The organism is Amycolatopsis sp. NBC_00348, from assembly GCF_036114655.1.
GTDB lineage: Bacteria > Actinomycetota > Actinomycetes > Mycobacteriales > Pseudonocardiaceae > Amycolatopsis.
This window is the reverse complement of sequence record NZ_CP107994.1, coordinates 1,539,493-1,562,579: the sequence shown is the minus strand read 5'-3', so window position 1 is coordinate 1,562,579 and position 23,087 is coordinate 1,539,493. Positions and strand designations below refer to the sequence as shown.

The window sequence follows — 23,087 nt, the reverse complement described above, 5'->3', positions numbered from 1 at the left end:
ATGAGCGCACCGGAAATCACCCTGATCGACGTCGCCGCGGCCGAAGCGGGCGACACCGCCGAACTGGCCCGGCTGCGCACCGCCGGGACCGAGCTGGGCATCATCCAGGTCGTCAACCACGGCGTCCCGCAGGACCTCGTGGACGACTTCCACAACCGGGTCGCCGCGCTGCTCGCGCTGCCCCGCGCCGAGAAGATCGGGCTGGCCAGCCCGACCGGGCACCCGTACCGCGGCTGGCGGCAGTGGCCGGACGACTTCGGCCGCCTCGAGCTCGAGCGCTTCAGCATCGGCCGGTACGACAGCCCCGCCGACGCCGAGGCGGCCGGGCTGCCCGCCGAGTACACCGGCGAGTTCGCCCACCCGAACGTGTGGCCCGAGCAGGACCCCGGCTTCCGCGACGTCACCCTCGCCTACCACGACGCCGCCACCGGCCTCGCCGGCCGCGTGCTCCGGCTCTACGCCCGCGCGCTCGAGGTCGACCCGGACGTCTTCCCGGTGGCCGCGACCCCGCACCACACCACCTTCACCGTCAACAACTACCCGACCTGGACCCACGACGATTCGTCCACAGAGGACGGTGAGAAGCTGCTGCTGCTGGAGCACGCGGACGGGTCCGCGCTGACCGTGCTGCACCAGCGCGGCGACTACGAAGGCCTGCAGGGCCAGCAGGTCGACGGGACCTGGCTGCCCGTCCCGATCGTGCCCGGCGCGCTGCAGGTGTTCACCGGGTCGCTGCTGTCGCGGTGGACCAACGGCGTGCTGCGCGCGGGCCGCCACCGCGTCGTCGCCGGCGGCACGGTGACCCGGCTGTCCAGCGGCGTGTTCTGGCACCCGCGGGTGGACACGGTCGTCGAGCCGCTGGCGCCGTTCGTCGTCGGCGACGAGGAGCCGGAGTACGACCCGTTCCTGCTCTGGGACTCGGTCAAGTCCGGCGTCGAGGAGTACCTCTCGGTGTTCGGGCGGCCCGAGCAGGTCGCCGCCTGGCGCGAAGGCCGGCCCTACGTGGCGGCCGTGACCGAATGAGCGACCTCGCGGCATCCCGGCGCCACCCGGTTCCGGCGGGCGAACTGACCTACGAACCGGGCGAGCGCCGGGTGCGCGGGGTGATCGGCGAGACCACGGTCGTCGACAGCACGCACCCGGTGCTGGTCTGGGAGCCGGGCCGGCCGGTACCGCTGTACGCGTTCCCGGCCGGCGACGTCCGGACCGACCTGCTCACCCCGGGTGCGGCCGGGCGCGACCGGCCGGGCGTGCGCACCTGGTACGACCTGACCCTCGACGGGCGGCGGTTCCCGGCGCTCGCCTGGGACTACGACGTTTCCGGGGAGGTGCCCGAGCTGGCCGGGCACCTCGCGCTCGACTGGTTCGGCCGCACCTCGCCGGGCGTCGAGCACTGGTACGAAGAAGAAGAGGAGATCTTCGTCCACCCCCGCGACCCGTACAAGCGCGTCGACGCCCTGCCCGGCTCGCGGTGGGTGCGCGTCTCGATCGGCGGCGTGCTCGTCGCCGAGACCCGGCGGCCGGTCCTGCTGTTCGAGACCCGCCTGCCGATCCGCTACTACATCCCGCCCGAGGACGTCCACTTCGACCGCTTGACGCCGGTTCCGCTGCAGACGTCGTGCCCGTACAAGGGAACCGCCCGCTATTGGTCCACTCCGGACGCGCCGAACGCGGCGTGGGCCTACCCGGCCCCGATCCCGGCCGCCGGGCCGATCAAGGACCACGTCGCGTTCTACAACGAGATCGTCGACATCGAGGTGGACGGCGAGCTGCTCGAACGGCCGGTGACGCCGTTCACCAGCCGCCTCGCAGCCGGGTGAGCCCGGGGGCGCTCAGCAGGTCTTCCGGACGTACCCGGACTCACCCGCCGGGACGACGTCCTCGTCCCGGCGGACGATGCTGATCTTGCCCTTCCACGACGCGCACGCCTTGCTCAGGCCCGAACTCGTGTACTCGACGTCGACCACGCGGTTCCCGAACGCGTTCGCGTAGACGTCGCACTCCGTGTACTGCCCGCACTCTTCGGCGACCGCGAAGTCCAGCCCGTTGGCGACCCGGTTCGCGGCCAGGTCCACCGTGTTCTTCTGCGCGATCGCCAGCCCCTTCGCGTGCGCGTGGCTCGACAGCAGCTTGATGTAGTCCTGCGCGTTCGCCGTCGAGATCAGGTTCTTCGACCGTTCGTAGCTGTCGTAGTTGTCCGGCTCGATCGCCTGGAAACCCTTGCCCGCGCAGGAGTCGACGATCCCGTTGATCTGCGCGGCCACCCGGGAGCGCTTGTCGGCCGTGCGGAGGTCGAGCAACGCCTCGTGCCAGTCCGGGTCGACGACCTTGTTGCCGTTCGCGTCCCGCAGCAGCAGGTCACTCGCCCACTCGCCGTCGTCACCCTCGTTGACCTGGAAAGCGTTGATGTAACAGATGTTGTACAGCCCGCTCGCCGCCGGGTCGGAATGGTCCCGGCTCACGATCTTGACCCCGGACGGCGGCGTGTAGGCCCCGCCGATCTGGTAGTCCCACGCCGACGGCGTCGGCGGCAGCGTCACCGCCGCCGCCGACGCACCCGCCGTCGCCAGCAGGCAGGCCGACGTCAGGGCCGGCACGGCGAGGGCGGCCAGGAACCAGGATTTCACCGCGGAAGGGTTGCGCGTCACATCGACTCCATTGGGATGCGGGGGATGGTCCAGCCCAATCATGAAAGCGCTTTCTCAGCGCTTCGTCAATCATTCACGGACGAATGAAGGAAATGATCGATTGACCGCATAGCACATCCGGTCCACCCGATATCGACGGCCCAGCCGGTGCCGCGATCGGCGGCCTCGGCCCACCCCCGAGGACGGCTTTGTAGCGGACAGCCCTCCTCCGGCGACTTGCTGTGCGTGACCCTGAACCCCGCGATCGAGAACCACGCCGCCGTCATCACCGTCCGCCCGGACCGGGAACCCGGCTCCCTCTGGCGCTGGCTGGGCGACGACCCGGACGCCCACGCGCTGCTGACCGGCTTCGGCGGCCCCGCCGACGACGAACAGCAGGGCACCTTCGAGGTGATCAACACGGTCGTCGCCAACGGGTTGGCGCTGTCCAGCCTCGTCGTCGCGGTCGCCGGCTGGCGGGACCGGCGCCGAGCGGTGCCGCCCACCGTGACGCTGGAACGAGACGGAGTCGTCGTCGACGTCACCGGCGCCTCGGCCGCGGAGATCGCCGCCATCGCCCGCGCGCTCGGGATTCCCGAGGACGACGAACCCGCCTGAGGCCATGGACTCCCTCGCCGACACCGGGCGCTCCCGGGCCGTCATCGTCGGCACCGGGCGCTACAGCGCCCTGCCGCACCTGCCGTCCGTCACCCGCGGCGCGGCCCAGCTCGCCACCGCCCTGACCGACCCGCGGTTGTGGGGGCTGCCGGCCGCGCACTGCCGCGTGCTGACCGATCCGCCCTCCGCCACGACCGTGCTCGACGCCGTCCGCGCGGCCGCCGCCGAAGCCACCGACCTGTTCGTCCTCCACCTCGCCGGCCACGGCTTCGTCGACCCCGACTCCGACGAGCTCCACCTCGCCCTGACCGGCACCGACCCCGACCGGCCCTGGACCGCGCTCCCCTACCGCTGGCTGCGCCACGCCATGCAGCACCCCACCATCCGTTCCCGCCGCAAGGTCGTCCTCCTCGACTGCTGCTACAGCGGCATCGCCCTCGGCGGCTCGCTCGCCGGCCCCGCGGCCCTGGGCGACCGGGTCGCCATCAGCGGCACCTGCGTGCTCACGGCCACGGCCGAAACCAGGACCGCCCTGGCGCCGCGCGGCGAGCCGTTCACCGCCTTCACCGGCGCCCTGCTCCGCACCTTGGGCACCGGCGTGCCGGACGGCCCCGCCCTGCTGGACGTCGAGACGATCTACCACCACCTGCGCGCGGAACTCGACGCCCGCAACCGGCCGATCCCCCAGCTGCGCAGCCGCAACGCCGGCCACCGCATCGTCCTCGTCCGCAACACGGCGACCACCGCGGCGCGGCCACCGGCCGGCACCCCGGCCGGGCCGCGGCGACGCTGGCCCGCCGCGGTGGCGGCCGCGGCGGTGCTGCTCACCGGCGCCGATACGCTGCCGCCGCCGACGCCGGATCTGCCGGTCAACGCCGTGCTGGCCTGCGCCAACCCCGCACCACCACCGTCACCGGCCGCCGTCGACGCCGAAACCACACCCGCCATCACCCAGGCGCGCGCGAACCGGAAGACCCACGATCGGATCGTCATCGGGATCGTGTCCGGCCGGCCGGGTCACACCGAGCGCTGCGCCGACGGGAGCCTGCGCGGCTTCGACGTCGCCGTCGGCGAAATCATCGCCGCCGACCTCGGTTACCCACCCGGCCGGATCTCCTGGACCGAACTCCCGGTCGCGGCCAGGGTCTCGGCCCTGCAACAACACCAGGTCGACTTCGTGGCCGGGAGCATGGCGATCTCCACCGAGCGGAAACGCCACATCGCCTTCGCGGGCCCCTACGAGATCAGCGCGCAGACCCTGCTCGTCCTCGCCGGGGACACGGCGATCAACGATCCCGAAGACCTCCGCACGGGCGGCAAAACCCTGTGCGGGGTGGCCGGCAGCACCGGGCCGGAGGGGGTGAAACCCTACCTCGGCGACGCCGGGCAGATCGTCACCCGGACCTCGGTCGACGAGTGCCTCAGGCTGCTGCTGCGCCACCAGGTCGAGGCCGTGACCGGCGACCGGTCACTGCTGGTTGCCTACGACAAGGCGCTGGCCGGGCGCACCCGTCTGCTCAACACCAGCTTCGGCGACACGGCCTACGGGATCGCCGTCGCCATCGGCGATCCGACGCTCAGGCAGGCGATCCACGACATCCTCGCGCACAGCTACCGCGACGGCCGCTACGCCCGAGCCTGGAAGGACTCCCTCGGCCGCCTGATCCCCGAAATCAACACCGGTCCGCAGCTCACGGAGTGACACCGGACGCGACAGTCCACATCGGACTCATGGGGGACGCCCGTGTCGTCAGCCGAGCATCTGCATCCCCGCGAAGAACACGACCAGCAGGGCGCCGACGCCGAAACCGACGAGCAGTGCGCCGCCGATGGCCGGGCGGAGCCGCACGCCCGCGTAGGCCAGTCCCAACGCGAGCATCAACCACGCGCCCACCAACGGGAGACCCGTCATCATGCCCGCGGTGAGCAGTGAAACGCCCTTGGCGCCGCTGGCGACCACCAGCGCGTAACCGGCGATCACCAGCCAGTGCAGCGAGCGGATTCCGGCCGGCTTGGCGACCATCGTGCGCCAGGAATGCTGGTGGGTCATGACATACCCTCCTGATTCGGTGATACGTCGAGTGTCCCACGTCACGTCGCCGATGATCCTTACCTGAACGTTACGGCCTCGCCGACTGTCCACTGTGCACAACGGTCAGCGCGGGTCGATCAGCTCGAGAACGCCGTCGGCCGTGCCGGTGACGAACAGCCGCCCCGTCGACGAATCCACGCCGACCGTGTTCGGCTGCCGGACCGTCGGCAGCCGCACGACCTCCGTCGGCGTACCGGAGGAGAGGTCGATGCCGACCACCTCGTTGCGCGCGGTCAGCGTCACCCACATCCGGTCGCGCACGGCGTCGTAGGCGATCCCGTACGGCGTTCCCGGCAGCGCCAGCTTCCCGATCTGCTCGAGCCGCGGGGTGAGCCGGTAGAGCAGGACGGCGTTGCCGCGGGTGTCGGCGACGGCGAGGTGGCCGCGCTTGTCGGCGAGGACGTGCGTGGGCCCCGCCCCGGCGGGCACGCGCCCGACCTGCCGCAACGCCCCCGCGTCGTAGACGGTGAGGTCGTTCTGCCGGACGTCGACCAGCCCGACGAGGTCGCCGACCGCGGCGAGCCCGGCGGGCTGGGTGACGTCGGAAAAGGTATGCACGACGTGCCCGTCGCGGACGACGACGACGCTCTTGCCCAGCTCATTGGCCACGAAGTACGAGCCGTTGGCGGCCCGGGTGGCGTCGTGCGGGACCACCCCGGTCACCACCGTCGTGGTCACCTCACCACCGGGCAGGGCGATGGTCAGCAGCGAGTTCGACGTCTCGTCGGGCACCAGCACCGGCCCACCGGGCGCGGCCAGCTGCAGGTGCCGCAGCCAGCCGGGCAGCGGCACCCGCTTCACCACCTGCCCGGTCCGCGCGTCGACGAGGGCGAGCGCGTTCGGCTCGCGGACGCCGACCGCGACCAGGTGGGTCAGCGCGTCGGCCACGACACCTTCGGGGGACGCGCCGATCGGCAGCACCTGGCCGGCCGGGGGCCGGGCCACCCCGGGAGCGGCGGCGGGCTCGGCGGCCGGCGGCAGCTCGGCGGGCTTGTCCGCGACCGGACTCGAGCAGCCGGCGAGGAGGACGGCGGCCAGGCACCACGGAGCGAAACGCACCGGTAACCCCTTTCGACGAAGGCCGCCCACGTTAGGCACCCCACGCAGGTCAGGTGGGCCGGCGACGCGTTCGGTAAGGAGGCCGTAAGGTCGCCGATCCGGCCCGCCGACTGTGGCTCGCCAGCAGTAGCTCGACGACCATGGCTCGCCGGCGGCAGCCCGACGACCGTGACTCACCGGCGGTGCGGGCGAGCTGGGCGAGGGCGGCCGTGGCTCGCCAGCGGTAGCCCGACGAGCCATGGCTCACCGGCGGTGCGGACGAGCCGCGCGAGGGCGGCCGTGATTCACCGGCCGTGGCTCACCCGGCCGAGCGAGAGCCGGCAGTGACCACGATGGACTCCCCGGCCCGGTACCGGCGGGAGCGGCCGGTGTCCGCAGCACCTCGAGGCCGGGCACGAACCCCGCCTCCGAGCGATCTGTCGCGATCGGACAACGCGCGCCCGGTCCGGTGACTGTCCGTTCCGGAACGTCCTGTTTCGACCGAGTCGTCCACGTGGGATCCGCCGCACAGTTGCGCACGCCGTCCACACCGGACGGGACCGTCCGGGCCACACCCGCCCTGGTCCAGGCCCACTCCGGCGCGCTCGGCCACCGGGAGTTCCTGACGTTTCAGATTCACGATCTTCGTCCTACACTGGGTGAACAGCTCCTACGAACGGACCAGTGAGTCTAGACCGAAGGCCAAAAAAGTGACGTGTGTCATCCTCCCGAGTATTGACCCCACCCGTTGTGAGCAAGCTGTCACCGCCTCTACAGTGGCCCGCGTGACTCCCCGAGAATGAGTCACGCACTCCCATCGGATTCGGTCCCCGAACCGTCATATTTCTTCAAGGAGCAAGCCTTGCTTGGAAACGCCATGAGCGGTGGCCGGGTTCGCACTCGCCGCGCCGCGCTCGGGCTCGCCCTCATCGCCGTCGCCGCCACCGCCCTCTCCGGGTGCAGCTCGCTCGGCTCGGACAGCTCGAACGCCTCGTCGACTGGGGGCGGCGGTCTGGAGAAGACCAAGATCAAGGTCGCGATCTTGCCCACCGTCGACACCGCTCCGCTGTGGCTCGCCCAGGACAACGGCTACTTCAAGGCCGAGGGCCTCGAGGTCGAAGCCGTTGTGGCCGCGAGTGGCCAGGCGGCCATGACGAAGGCGATTTCCGGCGAAACCGACATCGCGATCTCGAGCTACTTCCCGTTCTTCGTCGCGAAGAGCACGGGTGCGGCCGACCTGCAGTTCGTCTCGGACGCGACGTCGATCAGCCCGAAGTCCGTCTCGATCGTCACGGTCCCGAACTCGCCGGTGAAGTCGATCAACGACCTCGAGGGCAAGAAGATCGCGATGACCGCCAAGAACACGGCGAGCGACCTGCTGGCCAAGTCCCAGATGAAGGACCACGGCGTCGACATCACCAAGGTGAACTGGGTCCAGATGCCGTTCCCGAACGTCGCGGCGGCCCTGCAGCAGGGTCAGGTCGACGCGGCCTTGCTGCCCGAGCCGTTCCTCTCGCAGGCCGCCAAGTCCGCGGGCGCGATCCCGGTGGTCGACGTCAACACCGGTGCCACCCAGGACTTCCCGCTGTCGGGCTACGCCTCGACCAGGAAGTGGGTGCAGGCGAACCCGAAGACCCTGGCCGCCTTCCAGCGCGCGATGGCGAAGGCCACCAGTGACACGACCAACGACCGGTCCAAGGTCGAGCCGATCCTGGTCAAGTACGCCAAGATCGACGAAGGCACGGCGAAGCTGCTCAACCTGCCCGCCTTCGTCGCCAAGCTGGACGCCCGGCGCCTGCAGCGCGTGCCCGACCTGATGCTCCAGATGGGCGCGATCACGACCGCCGTGGACGCCGCCTCGATGATCGCCCCGCAGGTGACCAGCTGAGGTAGCAACCGCTTCCGCGGACTCACCGGCCTGGCCGGCTTCCCCCTGCTCCGGGAGGAAGCCGGCCAGGCCGCTTTGCGTAGCAGGAGCCACGCTCCACACAGGAACGCCCGCCTTCCGCAGCCGGTACGTGCTGCGGAAGACGGGCGTTCTGGCGGAACCGAGGGACTCAGCGGCGACGCCGGTGCGTCAGTACGGCGACTTCTCCGCCGAGGTGACGCGGATGTGCACCAGCGTCGGGCGCGAGTCGGCGAACGCCGCCGTCAGGCCGGGAACCAGGCCGGACGGCTCCGAGATCGTCACGCCCTGGCAGCCCATGCTCGACGCCAGTGCGGCGAAGTCGATGCCGCCCAGCACGGTGCCCGGCAGCTTCCCGCCACCGATCGAGTCGCCGAAGATGCGGACCGCCGCGTACTCGGTGTTGTCCAGGATCAGGATCGTCACCGGCAGCTCCTGACGCGCGGCCGTCCAGAGCGCCTGGATGCCGTACATGCTGGAGCCGTCACCGACCACACCGATCACCTTGCGGTCCGGCCGGGCGAGCGCCGCGCCGACCACACCCGGGACGCCGTAACCGAGCGTGCCGCTGGCGACCGTCAGGAAACCCGTGTCGGTCGCGGTGATCGGCAGGTGGTCGTGCATCACCCCGCGGTGGCTGGGTGCCTCCTCGACGACGATCGCGTTGTCCGGCAACAGGTCCGTGAGCGTCGAGTAGACGAACTCGCCGGTCAGCTTCTCGCTGCTCGGCTTCGCGGGCCGCGCCAGCGGCGCGGGCGCGGGCCGGCTCGTCTCACCGACGGCGTCGACGAGCGCGCGGATGCCGAGCTTCGGCGTGGCCCGGATGCCGGTGCCTTCGAAGGCCCGCGCCAGGATCTGCTCGTCGTCGCTGACGATGAACAGCGGCGGCAGCGGAGCCTCCCCGCGACCGCGGTCGACGTGGTAGGTGAACGCGGGTGCGCCGAGCACGACGACGAGGTCGTGCGCGGCCAGCTTGTCCGAGATCGCGCCGCGCTCGGGGTCCAGGAACCCTTGGAACAGCGGGTGGTTCTCGGGGAACGAGCACCGGGACGACATCGGCGCGACCCACACGCCGGCCCGGACGCGCTCGGCGAGGGCGACGGTCTCCTCGACGGCACCGTCCTGGTCGACGGCCCCGCCGACGACGATGGCGGGCCGTTCGGCGGCCTCCAGCGCGGCGGCGAGTTCGGCGACGGCTTCGGGATCCGGTGCGAAGCCGCGGATCCGCGGCCGGCTGATCATCGGGCGTTCGGTGGTGGCGGTCCAGTCGTCGGCCGGGACGGACACGAAGACCGGACCGGACGGCGCCTGCGTCGCGACGTGGTAGGCCCGTGCGAGCGCAGCCGGGACGTCCTCCGCGGTCGCGGGTTCGATGGACCACTTCACGTACGGCTTGGGGAATTCGGGGGCGTCCGTCGCGCCGAGGAAGGGATCGTGCGGCAGCAGCGAGCGGCTCTGCTGCCCCGCGACGATGATCAGCGGCGTCCGGTTCTTGTAGGCGGTGTAAAGGCTGCCGAGGCCGTGCCCGACGCCGCCGGCGGAGTGCAGGTTGACGAGCACGGCTTTGCGCGCCGCTTGGGAGTAGGCCTCGGCCATCGCCACGACGGCGGACTCCTGTAGCCCGAGGATGTAGTCGAAGTCGTCCGGCCAGTCGGTCAGGAACGGGACCTCGGTGGTGCCGGGGTTCCCGAACACCGTGGTGAGGCCGAGTTCGCGGAGGAGTTCACGGGTGGCGTCGAGGACCGTGCGCTTGATCATGCCCACAGACTAACGCTTAGCTTCGCGAAGGAAACCCCCAAAGGGCCGCCCGGTGCCGCGCTGGGCCGCGTGTTTGCGTTGTCACTGACGGCAATCGGAGACGTGCTCTTCGTGCACGCCGGTCGGGGCGGGGTCGTGGTCGAGACCACTCCCCCGCCACCGAGGGGTGGGCTCGCTCAGCCCCGGCGGCCGCGCGCGCCGACGGTCATCCAGCTGTAGTCCACAAAGGACGGATCCTCGTACACCGCGTACGCCTCGTCGAGCACCTCCCGGGTGACCAGGCCGGTGGCGAGCGCGTGCTCCTCGACGAGCTTCGTCGTGCCCTTGAGCCAGCCCGCCAGCGGCTGCCCGCCCCGCGCCGGCAGGACCACGCCCTCCGCGGCGCACTCGAGCAGGCCGGCCGCCTCCAGCGCGACCGGCAGGGTGCGGCCCCACTCCGGGGCGGTACCGACCCGGTCCGCCATGACCCGCGCGAGCGCCGCCATGGTCTGGCGTGTCGCCGGGTGCGAGGACAGCTCGGGCAGCGTGACACCGATCTCGATGAGCAGCCACCCGCCGGGCTTGAGCCACGACGACAACCGCTTGATCACGGCGTCGCGCGCGGGCAGGTGCTCCAGCACGAACCGGGTGTGGATGACGTCGAACTCCCCGGGCGCGTCGTCCGTGGTGACGTCGTGGTGCAGCACGGTCACCCCGAGGTCGGCGAGCGGGCCGAGGAACGCGAGGCTGAGGTCCGTCGCGACCACGTTCTCCGGGCCGGCCAGCTCGGCCATCCTGGCCGCCACCGAACCCGCTCCGGCGCCGACCTCCAGGCACCGCCACCCCGGCCGCACACCGAGGCTTTCGAGCTGCCGGAAGCTGAACGGGTCGAAGCTCTTCTCCAGCAGGCCGAGCCGGTGGCGCTCGGCCTCCGCCTGGGTGTCGACGAAGTTGTTCCAGCCGATGGTCTGTGACATCCGGTGTTTCCTCATTCGATCAGATCGGGCGACGCCGCATCGTACGGCTCGCCGCGTCGCGTCCGACAGGCCCGGACTCCCCTTTTTTCGCCGCCCTCGAACAAAGCCGGCCCGCCGAACGCGCCGTCGATCGCAAAAGCCGTCGTCGCGGTCCGCCGCCGACGCTCCGAATTGGACCGACTGGCGTAATCACCGCCGCCGGACGTGACGGGCATCACTGCCCGGGCGGCTACCGCACTATCCACGTCGGACCGGCGACCGGGAAAGCGCCGCGGCGATCCAAGGCGCGGGAGCCGGTTCCGGAACTTGGGACCAGCCGTCGCCGATCACTGTCACAGGCAGTCACAAACCCGCGCGGCGCGCGATGTGGATAGTCACTTTTCGCAATACTGTCAAATCATTGGTGAATCCGACCGGTCCTACGCTAATCGGGTTATCCACCCTGCCACGAACGGTCGCATACCATGGTCGGCGGCGCATTCGGAGCAGTTGCGCTGCGTACAGTCCGACTAGGCGAAGAGGGTCGAACACCTTCGAGTGGTATTGCTTCGGACGCGATCTCACCGTAACTTCTCCAGCGATCAGTCGCCCTTCCCCGGTCCTGACGATCACCCCCCGTCGACGAACGCGCCGGGTCACCCTTTGTCGGTTTCATTGTCGCGTCCGAAAGAATGGATTCCAGCACGATGACGGATCTCGCGTTGCCGGTGAACGCCGCCCGAAGCAGGAGCATCGGGTTGCTGGAGGCCGCGGTCGAGCGGTGGGCGGCCGAGCGGCCCACCGCCACGGCGTGCTCCGCGCCGGACGGCGTGCTCGACTTCGCCGGCCTGGCCGAGCGGACGACGGCGATCGCCGGGGCGCTGGCGGCCGCCGGTGCGGGACCGGGCACCACCGTCGCGCTGACCACCGGACGGTCCCGGCTGGCCGTGGCGAGCCTGCTCGCCGTGTGGCGCCTCGGCGCGACGGCGGTGCCGCTGGACGAGCGGCACCCGGCCGCCCGGACCGCCGAGGTGCTCGCCGACGCCGGCGTGTCGCTGATCCTCGGCCGGCGGCCGCCGGGCGCCCCGGCCGACCTGCTCGTGCTCGACCCGGAGAGCGCCCGGGGCGGCGCGTTCGCCGCGGCCGGGGGCGAGATCGCCTACCTCATCCACACTTCGGGCAGCGCGGGACGGCCGAAGGGCGTCGAGGTCACCTACGCGGGCCTGGAAACCGCGCTGGGCGCCATGAGCACCCTCCACATCGGACCGGGCGGCCTCGGGATCAACCCGCTTTCGCCCGCGTTCGACGGCTGGCTCTGGTGCGTGCTGCTGCACCTGCTGAACGGGATCGGCACGGCGATCCTCGACCTCGCCGACGACGGCGAGCACGTCGACCTCGCCGGCCGGATCGCCGCGATCGCGCCGCGCACGGCGAGCCTCACCCCGTCGCTGCTGGCCTCCTGCGCCGACGCGCTCGCCGGGGCCGAGGTCGTGGTGGTCGCCGGGGAACGCTGCCCGCGCGGGCTGCTCGAGGTGCTGCTGGCCCGGCACCGGGTGCTGAACGTCTACGGGCCCACCGAGGCCACGATCGCCGCGACCTGCGCCGACAGCGCCCGCGGCGACGACGTCACGACCATCGGGCGCCCGCTGCCCGGCTACCTGGCCCGGGTGCTCGACGACGACCTGCGGCCGGTGCCCGCGGGCACCCGCGGCGAGCTGTGCCTCGGCGGGCCCGCGCTCGCCCGGGGCTACCGCGGCGACCCGGACCTCACCGCGCGCCGGTTCGTCACCGTGGACGGCGAACGGCTGTTCCGCACCGGTGACGAGGTCCTCGCCCGCCCGGACGGCCAGCTCGAGTTCCTCGGCCGGCTCGACACCCAGGTCAAGGTGCGCGGGTTCCGGATCGAGCTCGGCGAGCTCGAGCAGGTCGTCGAGCAGCTGCCGGCCGTGCTCGCGGCCACGGCGTTCGTGCGGACCGACGGCGGCACCCTCGGCGTCGCCGCCGTGCTCGGCGAGGGGCACGACCCGGTCGCCGGCGCCCTGCTCGTGCGCGAGCACTGCCGCACGTTCCTGCCCGAGCACCTGCTGCCGTCCACAGTGGACTTCGTACCCGCACTGCCCTACACCGACCGCGGCAAGGTCGACCGGGACGCGCTCGCGGTGGCCGCCGACGCGGCGCGCCCCGCCGGCCGGGCGCCGGCCACCGCTCGCGAACACGAGGTCTGCGCCGTCTTCGCCGAGGTGCTCGACCAGCCGGTGGCCGACGTGGCCGCCGACTTCTTCGAGCTCGGCGGCCACTCGCTGCTCGCCGCCCGGATGGTGGCCACGCTGCGCAAGCGGACCGGGCTGCGGGCGTCGATCCCGTTGCTGCTGGGCAACCCCAACCCGGCCGCGCTGGCCCGGGAGCTGGACCTGCTCGCGGCGGTGTCCGCGTGAGCGCCTGGGTGGTGCCGTGGCACCCGTCCCCCGCCGGCCGCCCGACCCTGGTCTGCGCGCCGCCCGGCGGCTCCGGCTGCAACCGCTTCCGCGGCTGGCAGGCCCGGCTTGGGCTGGCCGTCTCGGTGGTCGGCGTGCAGCTTCCCGGGCGGGAGAACCGGTTCGCCGAGGAGCATCCGGCGACCTTCGCCGACGCCGTCGCCGCCGTCGCAGCGGACCTCGCCGAGCTCCGGGCGGGCGCGCCGCTCGTCATCGTCGGCGAGAGCTTCGGCGGCCTGCTCGCCTACGAGCTCGCGCGGGCGGTGGGGCCGGACGCGCTCGTGCTCGCCGCGACCGAGCCACCGGGCAACCGGTCGGCCGCCGAGCACCTGGTCATCGACGAGCAGATCCTGCGCGACCTGTTCGTCTCCGGCCCGCCGGAACTCCGCGACCTCGACGAGGACAGCCAGGAGTTCCTGCTCGACGTGCTGCGCCGGGACGACAAGCTCGCCGACACCCACGTGCTCGCCGAGAAGTTCCGGGTGGACTGCCCGATCCACGCCTGGTCCGGCGACCTGGACGAGGTCGTGCCGGGGCACCTGCTCGACGGCTGGGCCGGCTACAGCACCGCCGGCACCACCCGGCGCGCCTTCGCCGGGAGCCACACCTTCCTGACCGATCTCGCCGACGAAACCGTGCCCGCGCTGGGGAGCCTGCTGTGCTGATGGACCTGACCGACGACCTGAGCTTCGCCGGCACCGAATTCTGGCCGCACTTCGCGTGGCTGCGCGAGCACGACCCGGTGAGCCGCCACCCCGACGCCCACGGCGGGTTCTGGGTAGTCAGCCGGTACGCCGACGTGCTGTCGGTCTACCGCGACGCGGCCGGGTTCAGCTCCCGGCACGGGATGCGGCTGGGCACCAACCAGACCGCGGTGGACGCCGTGACCGGGCAGATGCTGATCGTCTCCGACCAGCCGGACCACGCGCAGCTGAAGACCGTGCTGGCCAAGGGTTTCTCGCCCGCCGCGATCCCGCACGCGGAGGACCTGGTGCGCACCGTCGTGCGCGGCCTGCTCGACGACGCCCTCGCCGCGGGCGAGGTGGACGTCGTGGAGACCGCGCGCCGGCTGCCGACCCGCGTGGTGTGCGCGCTGATGGGCGTGCCGCGCGAGGAGTGGGACTGGCTCGGCGGCACGATGAACGACGCCTTCGAGGGCGAGGACGAGCAGAGCAGGCTCGCCGCGCACGCCGAGATCTTCCTGTACTTCTCGGAACTGGTGCTCGACCGCCGGGAGCACCCGGGCGACGACTTCGTCAGCCGCATCGCCGCCGACCGGCGGTCCACGGCGGACGGCACGAAGCGGCCGCTGACCGACACCGAGATCGTGGTGAACTGCAACGGTGTCCTCGCGGGTGGCAACGAAACCACCCGCTACTCCGCGGCCGGCGCCGTCCTCGCCCTGATCGAGCACCCGGACCAGTGGGCGGCGCTGCGGGCCGACCCCGGGCTGCTGCCGAGCGCGGTCGAGGAGGTCCTGCGCTGGACCACCCCCGGCGTGCACGTGCTGCGCACTGCGACCGCGCCCACCACGATCGGCGGCGTCGACATCGCCGCGGGCGACCGGGTGACCCTGTGGAACGTCTCGGCCAACCGCGACGACGCCGAGTTCGGCGACGCCGGCCGCTTCCGGGTGGACCGCACACCCAACCGCCACCTCGCCTTCGGCGGCGGCCGCCACCAGTGCCTGGGGGCGCGCCTGGCCCGCCTGGAACTGACCGTGTTCCTGGAGGAGCTGCTGAACCGGGTGACGGCCGTGGACATCGTGGGCGAGCCGCGCTACACGGCGTCGAACTTCACCTGGGGCGTGCGCGAACTGCCGGTGCGGCTGCACTCGGCCTGATCGTCCAGGCGCTGTCCTGCGAGTCTGCTCGACGGGCTTCGTGATCCAGGTGGTTCCTGGCGGTGCGGGCGGATCGCTCTCGTACCGGGTCGTACGCGGGTGAGCCGCCCGTGCCGTCAGGGGCCGCCTGGGCGCGAAGACGACTCTGTCGGCGACCTCGAGTGGGTCGTCTCGGTGGATTCGAGTGTGGTTGCCCGCCGCGCAGCCAAAGGTTCCCGCGGCGGCCGGCCACCCGCCTTCGATGCCGAGACCTACAAGCAGCCCAACGTCGTGCAGCGGTGCTTCAACCGGCTCAAACAGATCCGTGACCTGGCCACCCGCTACGCCAAACACGCTGCCTGCTACCAGGCAGAACTCACCATCGCCGCGATCGTCCGCTGGCTCCGATGACTTGCAGGACAGCGCCTAGCCGGCGGCGCGGGCGGCTCGGCGGGACAGTTCCGCGAACGCCGCACGCAGCTGCGGCGGGGCGATCACCTCGATCTCGGTGTCGAAGCGGGCCAGCGCCCCGGCGAGGGCGGCCCAGGACCAGGAGCCCGACGTCAGCCTGGTCCGGGTCGCGCCGAGCGCCTCGACGACGCCGTCGCGGGCGAACGGGGCCACCTCCGCCACCGGCAGGTCGAGGATCACCTCGCCGCGGCAGGGCCAGGCGTCCGCGCTCTCGGATCCCTTGAACCGGGCCGACAGGAACGCGGCCACGTCGCCGCCCGGCACTTCGCGGGGCGCGAACCGCGGCCCGTTCGGGACCCGCGGTGTCATCCGGTCGGCGCGGTAGGTCCGCCAGTCGTCGCGGTCGGGATCCCAGCCGACGACGTACCAGCGCCCGGCCCGCACCACCAGGTGGTGGGGCTGCACCCGCCGTGGCGGGCCCGGCTCGGCGTCCGCGGGGCGCCCCGGCGAGCGGTAGTCGAACCGCAGCTCCTCCCCCGCGCGGACCGCGGCGCTCAGCGTGAGCAGCACCCCGGTGTCGACCTGGGGCCCGCCGGGGCCGGCCGCGCTGATCTCGAGGGCGTCGACACGCTGCCGCAGCCGCGACGGCAGCACCTGCCGCACCGTGGTCAGGGCCCGCGCGGCCGCCTCCTCGATGCCCGCGCCGGTGCCGACGGCGATCCGCAGCGCCACCGTGAGCGCGACCGCCTGCTCCTCGTCGAACAGCAAAGGCGGCAGCTGACTGCCGGCTTCGAGCCGGTAGCCGCCGTCGGGGCCCTTGACCGCGTGGACGGGATAACCCAGCTCGCGCAGCCGGTCGACGTCGCGGCGCACGGTCCGCTCGCTGACGCCCAGCCGCTCCGCGAGCAGGCCGCCGGGCCAGTCACGGCGGGCCTGCAGCATGGACAGCAGCGACAGCAGCCGGCTGGAGGTGGTCGTCGAGGAGGCGATCGGCATGGTCTCACCATGCCACAAGTAGCGGACGTTCCCTGTCCGCTACTGCTGACATCGTCGTTCCTGTCGCCGGAAACCTCCGGCGCCAGGAACCACTCGTGAAGGACCGGAACACCATGACGCTCAGCGCTGTCACCCACCTGAACTTCCACGGCCAGGCCCGCGAAGCCCTGGAGTTCTACCAGTCGGTGTTCGGCGGGCAGCTCACCGTCGCCACCTACGCCGACTTCGGGATGCCCGCCGAGGTGCCGGGCGCCGACCGCGTCGTGTTCGGCCAGGTCGTCGCCGAAAACGGCTTCCAGGTCATGGCCTACGACGTGCCCGGCTCGCAGACGCCGGCCGCCCCGGGCGCGCCCACCACGCGTCGCGAAAACGGCACCACGATCACCACGGAGCCGTTCTTCCTCTCCGTCCGCGGCGAGAGCGTCGACGAGGTCACCCCCGTCTGGGAGGGCCTCGCCAAGGGCGGGGCCGTGATCGAGGCGTTCGGCCCCGCCCCCTGGGCGCCCGGCTTCGGGATGCTCGCCGACCGCTTCGGCGTCACCTGGATCGTCGACGTCGCGGCCGAGTACGCCCAGGCCTGACCGACCCGCGGGGAGTGCGGCCGGTCCCGGCCGCACTTCCCGCACCCCCACAGGAGAAACCCATGCAGACCCGCCCGCTCGGCCGGACCGGCATCCAGGTCAGCGCCTACGCCCTGGGCACGATGATGTTCGGGCCCTACGGCAATCCCGACCCCGACGACTGCGTGCGCATCGTCCACCGCGCCCTCGACGGCGGCATCACCCTCATCGACACCGCCGACGTCTACGGCGGCGACGGCGAGTCCGAGAAGATCGTCGGGAAAGCCTTGCGTGGCCGCCGCGACGACGTCGTCCTGGCCACGAAGTTCAACGGCCCGATGGGGTCCGGCCCCAACGAACGCGGCAGCTCCCGCCGGTGGATCGTGTCCGCCGTCGAAGGATCGCTGCGGCGGCTGGGTGTCGACCACATCGACCTCTACCAAGCCCACCACCCCGAGCCCGGCACCGACGTCGAGGAAACCCTCGGCGCGCTGACCGACCTGCTGCGGGCGGGCAAGGTCCGCGCGATCGGTCACTCCAACCTGCCCGCGTCGGACATCGTCGAGGCCCAGTGGGTGGCGCAGCGCCGCGGGCTGGCCCGTTTCCGGTCCGAACAGCCGCACTACTCGATCCTCAACCGCGGGATCGAACGCGAGATCCTGCCGGTCTGCGAGCGCTACGGGCTGGGTGTCCTGGTGTGGAGCCCGCTGGCGATGGGCCTGCTCGCCGGGCGCCTTCGCAAGGGCAGCGCGGAAACGGCGTCGGCCGGCCGGCTGCACTGGGCGGGGCGGCACATGACCGACGAACGCAAGCTCGACGCCGTCGAAGCCCTCGCCGGCGTCGCCGATCAGGCCGGGCTGTCGCTGCCCCACCTCGCGCTGGCGTTCGCGACCGCCCACCCCGCGGTCACGTCGGCGATCATCGGCCCACGGACGCCCGAGCAGCTCGACGACCTGCTCGCGGGAGCGGGCACACTCCTCGACGACGACGTGCTCGACCGCATCGACGAGATCGTCGCGCCGGGAACGGACGTCGGACCGATCGACGTCGCCTACGTCCCACCGGCACTCGCACACCCGGAACTCCGCCGCCGCCCGGCGGCGCACCGATCTTGACGTCGGCTCGGCCGGTCAGCGCGCGCCATGGTGTTCCCCGCCGGTGTCGAAGTGCCGGTCCAGGTACGCCGCCGGCGGCAAGGAGCTGTTGCGCAGCAAGGAGAACACCTCGCTGCCCTCGGTGAGGTCCTTCTCCCCGGTTTCGTACCCCTGGGCGAGCCCGAGGTAGGTGACACCGGTGTTCCCGGCGTACTCCCGGGCTTCCGCCTCGGCGCGCGCGATGGCCGCGTCGAGGCCGGCCGCGCGCCACAGCGTGATCCGCTCTTCGTACGGCCGGTCGTCGGGCTCGGTCCACCGAAAGACGCAGCGCACCGCGTACCACTCGTCCGCTTCGTCGGTCATGCCCCCGTTTCCCCCTCTCGCCAAGGGAAACACCGTAGCGTCGCGCGGCCCGCTGCCGCCACGACGGCCAGCCCAGGGCCGCCGCCGATCCGGCCGGCGGCGGTCCTGGGCGTGGTCCGTTCCTTCGGCTTTCCTTACGGGGTCAGGGCTTCTCGAAGTGCTGGTAGTCGATCGGGGTGTCCCAGGAGCCGCCCCAGGTCCAGCCGCGGGTGCTGAACGCGCGCTCGGTGGTGTCGCCCGCGTGGATCATGCCCGGCGCGTTGAGCGTGCGGTCGGCGTAGGGCGCGCCGTTGGGCGGGTAGATCGCGCCGCTGCCGGAGATGTAGGGGTTCTGCACGGTGTTGACGTCGATGGCGCGCCCGTAGGAGTGGTTGGACCACGCGGTGCCGCCGGTGATCGCCCGGCAGTTGAACGCCGAGGTGTTGTTCGCCGCCATCGACGCGTCGTCGTCCGAGCCGTACTTCTCCACGGTCTCCATCCGCTCGATCGGGAACCGGGCGGCGTACAGGTCGCCGAAGGCGTAGGCGACTTCGACGGCGCGATCGGCGTTGACGACCAGTTCACCCTGGTGCACCGCACCGTCGAAGCCGAAGAACCGCAAGCTCATCAGCCGCAGCTGATCGGGACCGACGGGGCAGCCCTCGTGCCAGCTGGAAGCGAGCCGCTGCGCGGTGACGGGCCTGATGAAGGCGACGTAGGGCGGGAGGCCACTGGCCACCGGCGCGGCGACTTCGACGGTCTGCACCGTGGCGGCCGACGCCGGCGTGGCACCGGTGAAGACCACGGACAGTAGGAAGGTGATGACAGCGAAGACTTTTGTTCTCGGTTTCATGAAGCCACCACGCCCGGCCCCGCGGTTCGGCTTAGTCCGAGTCGGATTCGCCACAGCCGGGCCGGTTCTCCGGCCCTGGCCCGGGTTTCCCCCGCCGGGTCAGCGCGCCCGGACGTCGTGGCCACAAAGGCCGGTGCCCGACTCCGCCTTGGTGCCGAACCAGCGGTGCGCGGCCGCCGACAGGCCTTCGGTGTCGCGCACCCCGCTCGGCGCCGACCAGGCCAGGTAGCCGTCCGGGCGGATCAGCGCGGACGCCCAGGGCAGCGGATGGGTCGCCGTCGCGTGCACCACCTCGACGCCGGGCAGGTCCGGCGGGCGCGCGCCGTCGTCGAGGACGACGAGCAGCGGGCGGCCCGGCCACAGCAGCTCGGCGATCGTTGTGGTGCGCCCGTTCACCCGCAGCGAGGCGTTGGGGAGGAAGCCGTCGATCTCCTGGTCGCTGATCATGTCGCCGAGGTGGCGGCGGACCGGCTCCAGGCCGAGCAGTTCCGTCACCAGGTCGCGCAGCGGGTCCACCGCGGGGTCCGGGTTCATCAGCGCCAGCTGGGCGCGGGTGTTGTGGACGACCCGCGCGGCCACCGGGTGGCGCTCGGCGTGGTAGGTGTCGAGCAGGCTCTCGTCGGCGCCGCGCAGCACCGCCGCGAGCTTCCAGCCCAGGTTGACCGCGTCCTGCACGCCCAGGTTGAGCCCCTGCCCGCCGACCGGGAAGTGCACGTGGGCGGCGTCGCCCGCCAGCAGGACGCGGCCCCGGCGGTACTCGGTGACCAGCCGGCTGTAGTCGCTGAACCGCGACAGGAACACCGCGTCGGTCATCGGCACCGGCCGGCCGACGATCCGGTCGGCGGTCGCGGACAGCTCGTCCAGGGTCAGCGGCGCCCGCCGGTCCGGGTGCGGTCCGGTGAAGTCGAACGTGATGACGCGGGAGTGGCCGTACGGGTTCGGGTTGCCGACGAACCAGCCGCGTTCGGTGCGGTGCCAGCCCGCCGGCGCGTGGGCGGGATCGAGCAGCCGCACGGCCCCGAGCAGCGCGGCGATCGTGGGGCCCTGGGTCTCGGCGGTGAAGCCCGCGGCCTCCCGGGTGACGCCGCGGGCGCCGTCCGCGCCCACGAGGTAGCGGGCCGAGATCCGGTACTCGCCGCCGGGGCCGAGCACGGTCGCGTGCGCGCCGTCCGCGTCCTGGCCGGCGGCGGTGAGCCGGTGTCCTCTGTGGATGGTCGCACCCAGCCGCCGGGCGCGGGCCTCGGCGTGCCGTTCGAGGTCGGCCTGGCTCAGCCCGACGATCGGCGTCCCCTCGGTCGCCGGGCCGCTGATGTCCAGGCCGGACAGCCCGGCGAAGTGGAACCGGGAGGTGACGCGCGCGCCCGGCGGGTGACCGGCGTCCGCGCGCAGGTAGCCGCGGCGCGCCAGCGACTGCACCGTGCGCGCGTGCAGCGTGCCGGCCTTCGGTACGTCCACAGTGGACAAGTTCGGTTCCAGGACCGTCGTGCCGACGCCGAGCAGGGCGAGCTCGGCGGCCAGGACCATGCCGACCGGACCGCCGCCGGCGATCAGCACCTCGGTCACGCCACGACCTGGGCGGGCTTGCGCAGCAGGGCCACGATCACCAGCGACAGCACCAGGCAGATCCCGGTCAGCACCCACAGGATGGTGTGGAACGCGTCGTCGTAGCTGCGCACCAGGAAGTCCGTGACCCCGGCACCGCCACCCGCCGTACGGGCCGCGGCGGCGAGGTTGCCGGTGGCCAGGTCGCCCGCGACGCGGGCCGGGTCACCCGCGCCGGACGCGGGCAGGCCGGTCGTCAGCGTGCTCCGCAGGATCGCCGCCAGCAGCGCGCCGTAGACGGCGACCGCGATCGCCTCGCTGCCCAGCCGCATCGTGTTCACCACACCCGCGGCCATCCCGGCCTTCTCGGCGGGGACGGCGTCGAGCGCCTGCCCGTCGACCAGGCCGGTCGAGATGCCCATGCCCGCGCCGATCACCAGCAGCGGCAACGCCACGACGCCGACGGAGAACGACGGCCCGAACACCGTCGCCGCCGCGTCGCCGGCGACCAGGCAGGCGAGGCTCACGTAGATCAGCGTCAGCGGCGAAACCCCCCGGGAGACCAGCTTTCCCGCCGCCAGCGGGCAGACGAGCACGCCGGCGGTCAGCAGCACCATCAGCACCCCGGCGAGCGCGGTGGACGTGCCGCCGACCGTGGTGAGGTAGCTCGGCAGGTAAGTCAGCATCGTGACGAACCCGAACGACGCGACGACCGTGACCAGGCTGACGCCGACGAACCGGCGGTCGCGCAGCACCGACAGGTCCAGCATCGGGTGCGCCACGCGGCGCTGCACGGCCGTGAACACCGCCAGCAGCACCACGAACGCGGCGAACGAGCCGAGCACCGCCGTGCTCGTCCAGCCCCACTCCCCGCCCTGCACGATGCCGATCATCAGCGCGAGCATGGCCAGGATGAACAGGCCGGCGCCGGCGAAGTCGACACTCGCCTGCCGCCGCACGCCACCGACCGCGCGGAACACCGCGGGCGAACCGAGCAGCGCGACGGCCAGCACGATCACGTGCAGGCCGAAGATCCACCGCCAGCCCAGGCCCTCGACGATCACGCCGGACAGCGACGGGCCCAGCGCCACCCCGATCCCGGCGACCGCGCCGAACAACCCGAACGCCCGGGCGCGCTGCGTGCCGGTGAAGATCGTGGACAGGATCGCCCCGCCGGCGGCGAAGATCGCCGCCCCGCCGATGCCGGCGAGCGCGCGCCCGGCGTCGATCAGGTAGATGTTCCCGGCGACGGCGCTGATCACCGAGGCCACCAGGTACAGCGCGGCACCGGCGGCGAACGCCCGCGCCCGGCCGATGATGTCCGCGATCGAGCCCCATGCCAGCGTGAAGCAGGCGAAGGCCAGGTTGAAGGCGTTGACCACCCACTGCAGTCCGGCGACGCCGGAGTCGAGGTCGGCGCCGATCGCGGGCAGGGCGACGGCGGTACCGGAGATCGAGCTCGGTACGACGAACACGGCGAGCAGCACGACGGCGAGCGTGAGCCCGGAACCGCGCACCGCGGGTGGGGTCGCCACGCGGTCCGTGGCGGCGAGGTCGTCGGGTGCACTCATGGGAACGGTCTCCGCGAAGGTAGGATGAGGATGAAAGGTACGTCCGATGCCGTACCTATCGTGACACGTCTCGCTCGCACGGGGCAAGAGGGTAGGTACGATGGTCGTAGTACGACGGCACGAGGAGGTGCGATGCCCGACGCCGAAGGCCACCCCGAGCTCGCCGAGATGGAACTGCGGGCGGTGCTCACCGCGCTGGCCGACGACCACCGCCGCTCGGTGGTCGTCACCCTGCTGGGCCAGCCCGAGGACACCGAGCGGACCTGTCAGTCGTTCGGCCTGCCGGTCGGCAAGTCCACGCTGACCCACCACTTCCGCATCCTGCGGGAGGCCGGCCTGATCCGGCAGGTCGACCGCGGCAACAGCCGCAAGGTGCGGCTGCGCCGGGCCGACCTGAAGCACCGCTTCCCCGGCCTGCTGGACCTGCTCGCCACCGAAGGCGCCTGAC

The 23,087-nt window shown here is 72.3% G+C and carries 22 protein-coding genes; 12 read left to right on the top strand and 10 right to left on the bottom strand.

Translation table 11 applies throughout. The features are described 5' to 3' along the window. The gene (locus OHS58_RS06945) at positions 1-1,023 is read left to right on the top strand and encodes a 2OG-Fe(II) oxygenase family protein (RefSeq protein ID WP_328647576.1); all 1,023 of its coding nucleotides are present in this window, start codon (positions 1-3) and stop codon (positions 1,021-1,023) included. Then, positions 1,020-1,820, top strand: a complete 801-nt coding sequence (locus OHS58_RS06940; RefSeq protein ID WP_328647575.1) for a DUF427 domain-containing protein — start codon at positions 1,020-1,022, stop codon at positions 1,818-1,820. The genes OHS58_RS06945 and OHS58_RS06940 overlap by 4 nt, the downstream gene beginning before the upstream one ends. 12 nt (positions 1,821-1,832) lie before the next feature. Here OHS58_RS06940 and OHS58_RS06935 read toward each other — a convergent pair whose 3' ends face one another. Further along, positions 1,833-2,648, bottom strand: coding sequence for an endo alpha-1,4 polygalactosaminidase (locus OHS58_RS06935; RefSeq protein ID WP_326950674.1), 816 nt, complete (start codon positions 2,646-2,648; stop codon positions 1,833-1,835). 225 nt (positions 2,649-2,873) lie between these two features. Here OHS58_RS06935 and OHS58_RS06930 point away from each other — a divergent pair, with 225 nt between their 5' ends. After that, positions 2,874-3,245, top strand: a complete 372-nt coding sequence (locus OHS58_RS06930) for an effector-associated constant component EACC1 (protein WP_328647574.1) — start codon at positions 2,874-2,876, stop codon at positions 3,243-3,245. A gap of 4 nt (positions 3,246-3,249) precedes the next feature. Beyond that, positions 3,250-4,947, top strand: a complete 1,698-nt coding sequence (locus OHS58_RS06925; protein ID WP_328647573.1) for a caspase, EACC1-associated type — start codon at positions 3,250-3,252, stop codon at positions 4,945-4,947. Between the two features lie 48 nt (positions 4,948-4,995). On the opposite strand, the gene OHS58_RS06920 is transcribed toward OHS58_RS06925, so the two are convergent. Both OHS58_RS06920 and OHS58_RS06915 read right to left on the bottom strand, forming a co-directional pair. Further along, positions 4,996-5,295, bottom strand: coding sequence for a hypothetical protein (locus OHS58_RS06920; protein WP_328647572.1), 300 nt, complete (start codon positions 5,293-5,295; stop codon positions 4,996-4,998). 105 nt (positions 5,296-5,400) lie between these two features. Then, a complete protein-coding gene (locus OHS58_RS06915) occupies positions 5,401-6,396 on the bottom strand; it encodes a YncE family protein (protein WP_328647571.1) in 996 nt (331 codons plus the stop codon). Positions 6,397-7,252: 856 nt separating this feature from the next. Between OHS58_RS06915 and OHS58_RS06910 the strand changes: the two genes are divergently transcribed. Further along, positions 7,253-8,263, top strand: coding sequence for an ABC transporter substrate-binding protein (locus tag OHS58_RS06910; RefSeq protein WP_326951569.1), 1,011 nt, complete (start codon positions 7,253-7,255; stop codon positions 8,261-8,263). 189 nt (positions 8,264-8,452) lie between these two features. Here the strand turns inward: OHS58_RS06910 and mdlC are convergent, their stop codons facing one another. After that, complete coding sequence (gene mdlC / locus OHS58_RS06905; RefSeq protein WP_328647570.1) at positions 8,453-10,039, bottom strand: benzoylformate decarboxylase; 1,587 nt, start codon at positions 10,037-10,039, stop codon at positions 8,453-8,455. Positions 10,040-10,215: 176 nt separating this feature from the next. Next, the gene (locus tag OHS58_RS06900) at positions 10,216-10,995 is read right to left on the bottom strand and encodes a class I SAM-dependent methyltransferase (protein WP_328647569.1); all 780 of its coding nucleotides are present in this window, start codon (positions 10,993-10,995) and stop codon (positions 10,216-10,218) included. A gap of 671 nt (positions 10,996-11,666) precedes the next feature. On the opposite strand from OHS58_RS06900, the gene OHS58_RS06895 reads away from it, so the two are divergent. The 4 genes from OHS58_RS06895 (at position 11,667) to OHS58_RS06880 (ending at position 15,681) form a co-directional block, all read left to right on the top strand. Further along, positions 11,667-13,409: a non-ribosomal peptide synthetase gene (locus OHS58_RS06895; RefSeq protein WP_328647568.1), complete on the top strand. Its 1,743-nt coding sequence runs from the start codon at positions 11,667-11,669 to the stop codon at positions 13,407-13,409. Next, entirely contained in the window at positions 13,406-14,113 is a 708-nt protein-coding gene (locus OHS58_RS06890; protein ID WP_326950682.1) for a thioesterase II family protein, read from the top strand. Before OHS58_RS06895 ends, OHS58_RS06890 begins: the two co-directional genes overlap by 4 nt. Beyond that, positions 14,113-15,291, top strand: coding sequence for a cytochrome P450 (locus tag OHS58_RS06885; RefSeq protein WP_326951570.1), 1,179 nt, complete (start codon positions 14,113-14,115; stop codon positions 15,289-15,291). Before OHS58_RS06890 ends, OHS58_RS06885 begins: the two co-directional genes overlap by 1 nt. A gap of 174 nt (positions 15,292-15,465) precedes the next feature. Continuing rightward, positions 15,466-15,681, top strand: a complete 216-nt coding sequence (locus tag OHS58_RS06880; RefSeq protein ID WP_442875524.1) for a hypothetical protein — start codon at positions 15,466-15,468, stop codon at positions 15,679-15,681. Positions 15,682-15,696: 15 nt separating this feature from the next. Here the strand turns inward: OHS58_RS06880 and OHS58_RS06875 are convergent, their stop codons facing one another. Then, complete coding sequence (locus OHS58_RS06875) at positions 15,697-16,677, bottom strand: helix-turn-helix transcriptional regulator (protein WP_328647567.1); 981 nt, start codon at positions 16,675-16,677, stop codon at positions 15,697-15,699. 113 nt (positions 16,678-16,790) lie between these two features. Between OHS58_RS06875 and OHS58_RS06870 the strand changes: the two genes are divergently transcribed. Next, the gene (locus tag OHS58_RS06870) at positions 16,791-17,258 is read left to right on the top strand and encodes a VOC family protein (RefSeq protein ID WP_328647566.1); all 468 of its coding nucleotides are present in this window, start codon (positions 16,791-16,793) and stop codon (positions 17,256-17,258) included. Positions 17,259-17,320: 62 nt separating this feature from the next. After that, complete coding sequence (locus OHS58_RS06865; protein WP_328647565.1) at positions 17,321-18,352, top strand: aldo/keto reductase; 1,032 nt, start codon at positions 17,321-17,323, stop codon at positions 18,350-18,352. Between the two features lie 15 nt (positions 18,353-18,367). On the opposite strand, the gene OHS58_RS06860 is transcribed toward OHS58_RS06865, so the two are convergent. From OHS58_RS06860 to OHS58_RS06845, 4 genes are all read right to left on the bottom strand, one after another. Next, a complete protein-coding gene (locus tag OHS58_RS06860; protein WP_328647564.1) occupies positions 18,368-18,694 on the bottom strand; it encodes a hypothetical protein in 327 nt (108 codons plus the stop codon). Positions 18,695-18,836: 142 nt separating this feature from the next. After that, positions 18,837-19,526, bottom strand: a complete 690-nt coding sequence (locus OHS58_RS06855; RefSeq protein WP_326952445.1) for a M15 family metallopeptidase — start codon at positions 19,524-19,526, stop codon at positions 18,837-18,839. A gap of 99 nt (positions 19,527-19,625) precedes the next feature. Continuing rightward, complete coding sequence (locus OHS58_RS06850) at positions 19,626-21,089, bottom strand: FAD-dependent monooxygenase (protein ID WP_328647563.1); 1,464 nt, start codon at positions 21,087-21,089, stop codon at positions 19,626-19,628. Continuing rightward, the gene (locus tag OHS58_RS06845) at positions 21,086-22,639 is read right to left on the bottom strand and encodes an MFS transporter (protein WP_328647562.1); all 1,554 of its coding nucleotides are present in this window, start codon (positions 22,637-22,639) and stop codon (positions 21,086-21,088) included. The genes OHS58_RS06850 and OHS58_RS06845 overlap by 4 nt, the downstream gene beginning before the upstream one ends. A 132-nt stretch (positions 22,640-22,771) precedes the next feature. On the opposite strand from OHS58_RS06845, the gene OHS58_RS06840 reads away from it, so the two are divergent. Then, positions 22,772-23,086 (top strand): ArsR/SmtB family transcription factor, encoded by a 315-nt coding sequence (locus tag OHS58_RS06840; RefSeq protein WP_326950689.1) that lies wholly within the window; start codon positions 22,772-22,774, stop codon positions 23,084-23,086. The last annotated feature ends 1 nt before the right edge of the window (position 23,087 follow it).

Excerpts from the sequence above, each read along its gene's own strand:
- OHS58_RS06945 (WP_328647576.1), top strand. The coding sequence starts at position 1 with ATGAGCGCACCGGAAATCACCCTGATCGACGTCGCCGCGGCCGAAGCG.
- OHS58_RS06940 (WP_328647575.1), top strand. The coding sequence starts at position 1,020 with ATGAGCGACCTCGCGGCATCCCGGCGCCACCCGGTTCCGGCGGGCGAA.
- OHS58_RS06925 (WP_328647573.1), top strand. The coding sequence starts at position 3,250 with ATGGACTCCCTCGCCGACACCGGGCGCTCCCGGGCCGTCATCGTCGGC.
- OHS58_RS06920 (WP_328647572.1), bottom strand. The coding sequence starts at position 5,295 with ATGACCCACCAGCATTCCTGGCGCACGATGGTCGCCAAGCCGGCCGGA.
- OHS58_RS06910 (WP_326951569.1), top strand. The coding sequence starts at position 7,253 with ATGAGCGGTGGCCGGGTTCGCACTCGCCGCGCCGCGCTCGGGCTCGCC.
- mdlC (WP_328647570.1), bottom strand. The coding sequence starts at position 10,039 with ATGATCAAGCGCACGGTCCTCGACGCCACCCGTGAACTCCTCCGCGAA.
- OHS58_RS06900 (WP_328647569.1), bottom strand. The coding sequence starts at position 10,995 with ATGTCACAGACCATCGGCTGGAACAACTTCGTCGACACCCAGGCGGAG.
- OHS58_RS06895 (WP_328647568.1), top strand. The coding sequence starts at position 11,667 with ATGGATTCCAGCACGATGACGGATCTCGCGTTGCCGGTGAACGCCGCC.
- OHS58_RS06885 (WP_326951570.1), top strand. The coding sequence starts at position 14,113 with ATGGACCTGACCGACGACCTGAGCTTCGCCGGCACCGAATTCTGGCCG.
- OHS58_RS06875 (WP_328647567.1), bottom strand. The coding sequence starts at position 16,677 with ATGCCGATCGCCTCCTCGACGACCACCTCCAGCCGGCTGCTGTCGCTG.
- OHS58_RS06870 (WP_328647566.1), top strand. The coding sequence starts at position 16,791 with ATGACGCTCAGCGCTGTCACCCACCTGAACTTCCACGGCCAGGCCCGC.
- OHS58_RS06865 (WP_328647565.1), top strand. The coding sequence starts at position 17,321 with ATGCAGACCCGCCCGCTCGGCCGGACCGGCATCCAGGTCAGCGCCTAC.
- OHS58_RS06860 (WP_328647564.1), bottom strand. The coding sequence starts at position 18,694 with ATGACCGACGAAGCGGACGAGTGGTACGCGGTGCGCTGCGTCTTTCGG.
- OHS58_RS06855 (WP_326952445.1), bottom strand. The coding sequence starts at position 19,526 with ATGAAACCGAGAACAAAAGTCTTCGCTGTCATCACCTTCCTACTGTCC.
- OHS58_RS06845 (WP_328647562.1), bottom strand. The coding sequence starts at position 22,639 with ATGAGTGCACCCGACGACCTCGCCGCCACGGACCGCGTGGCGACCCCA.
- OHS58_RS06840 (WP_326950689.1), top strand. The coding sequence starts at position 22,772 with ATGCCCGACGCCGAAGGCCACCCCGAGCTCGCCGAGATGGAACTGCGG.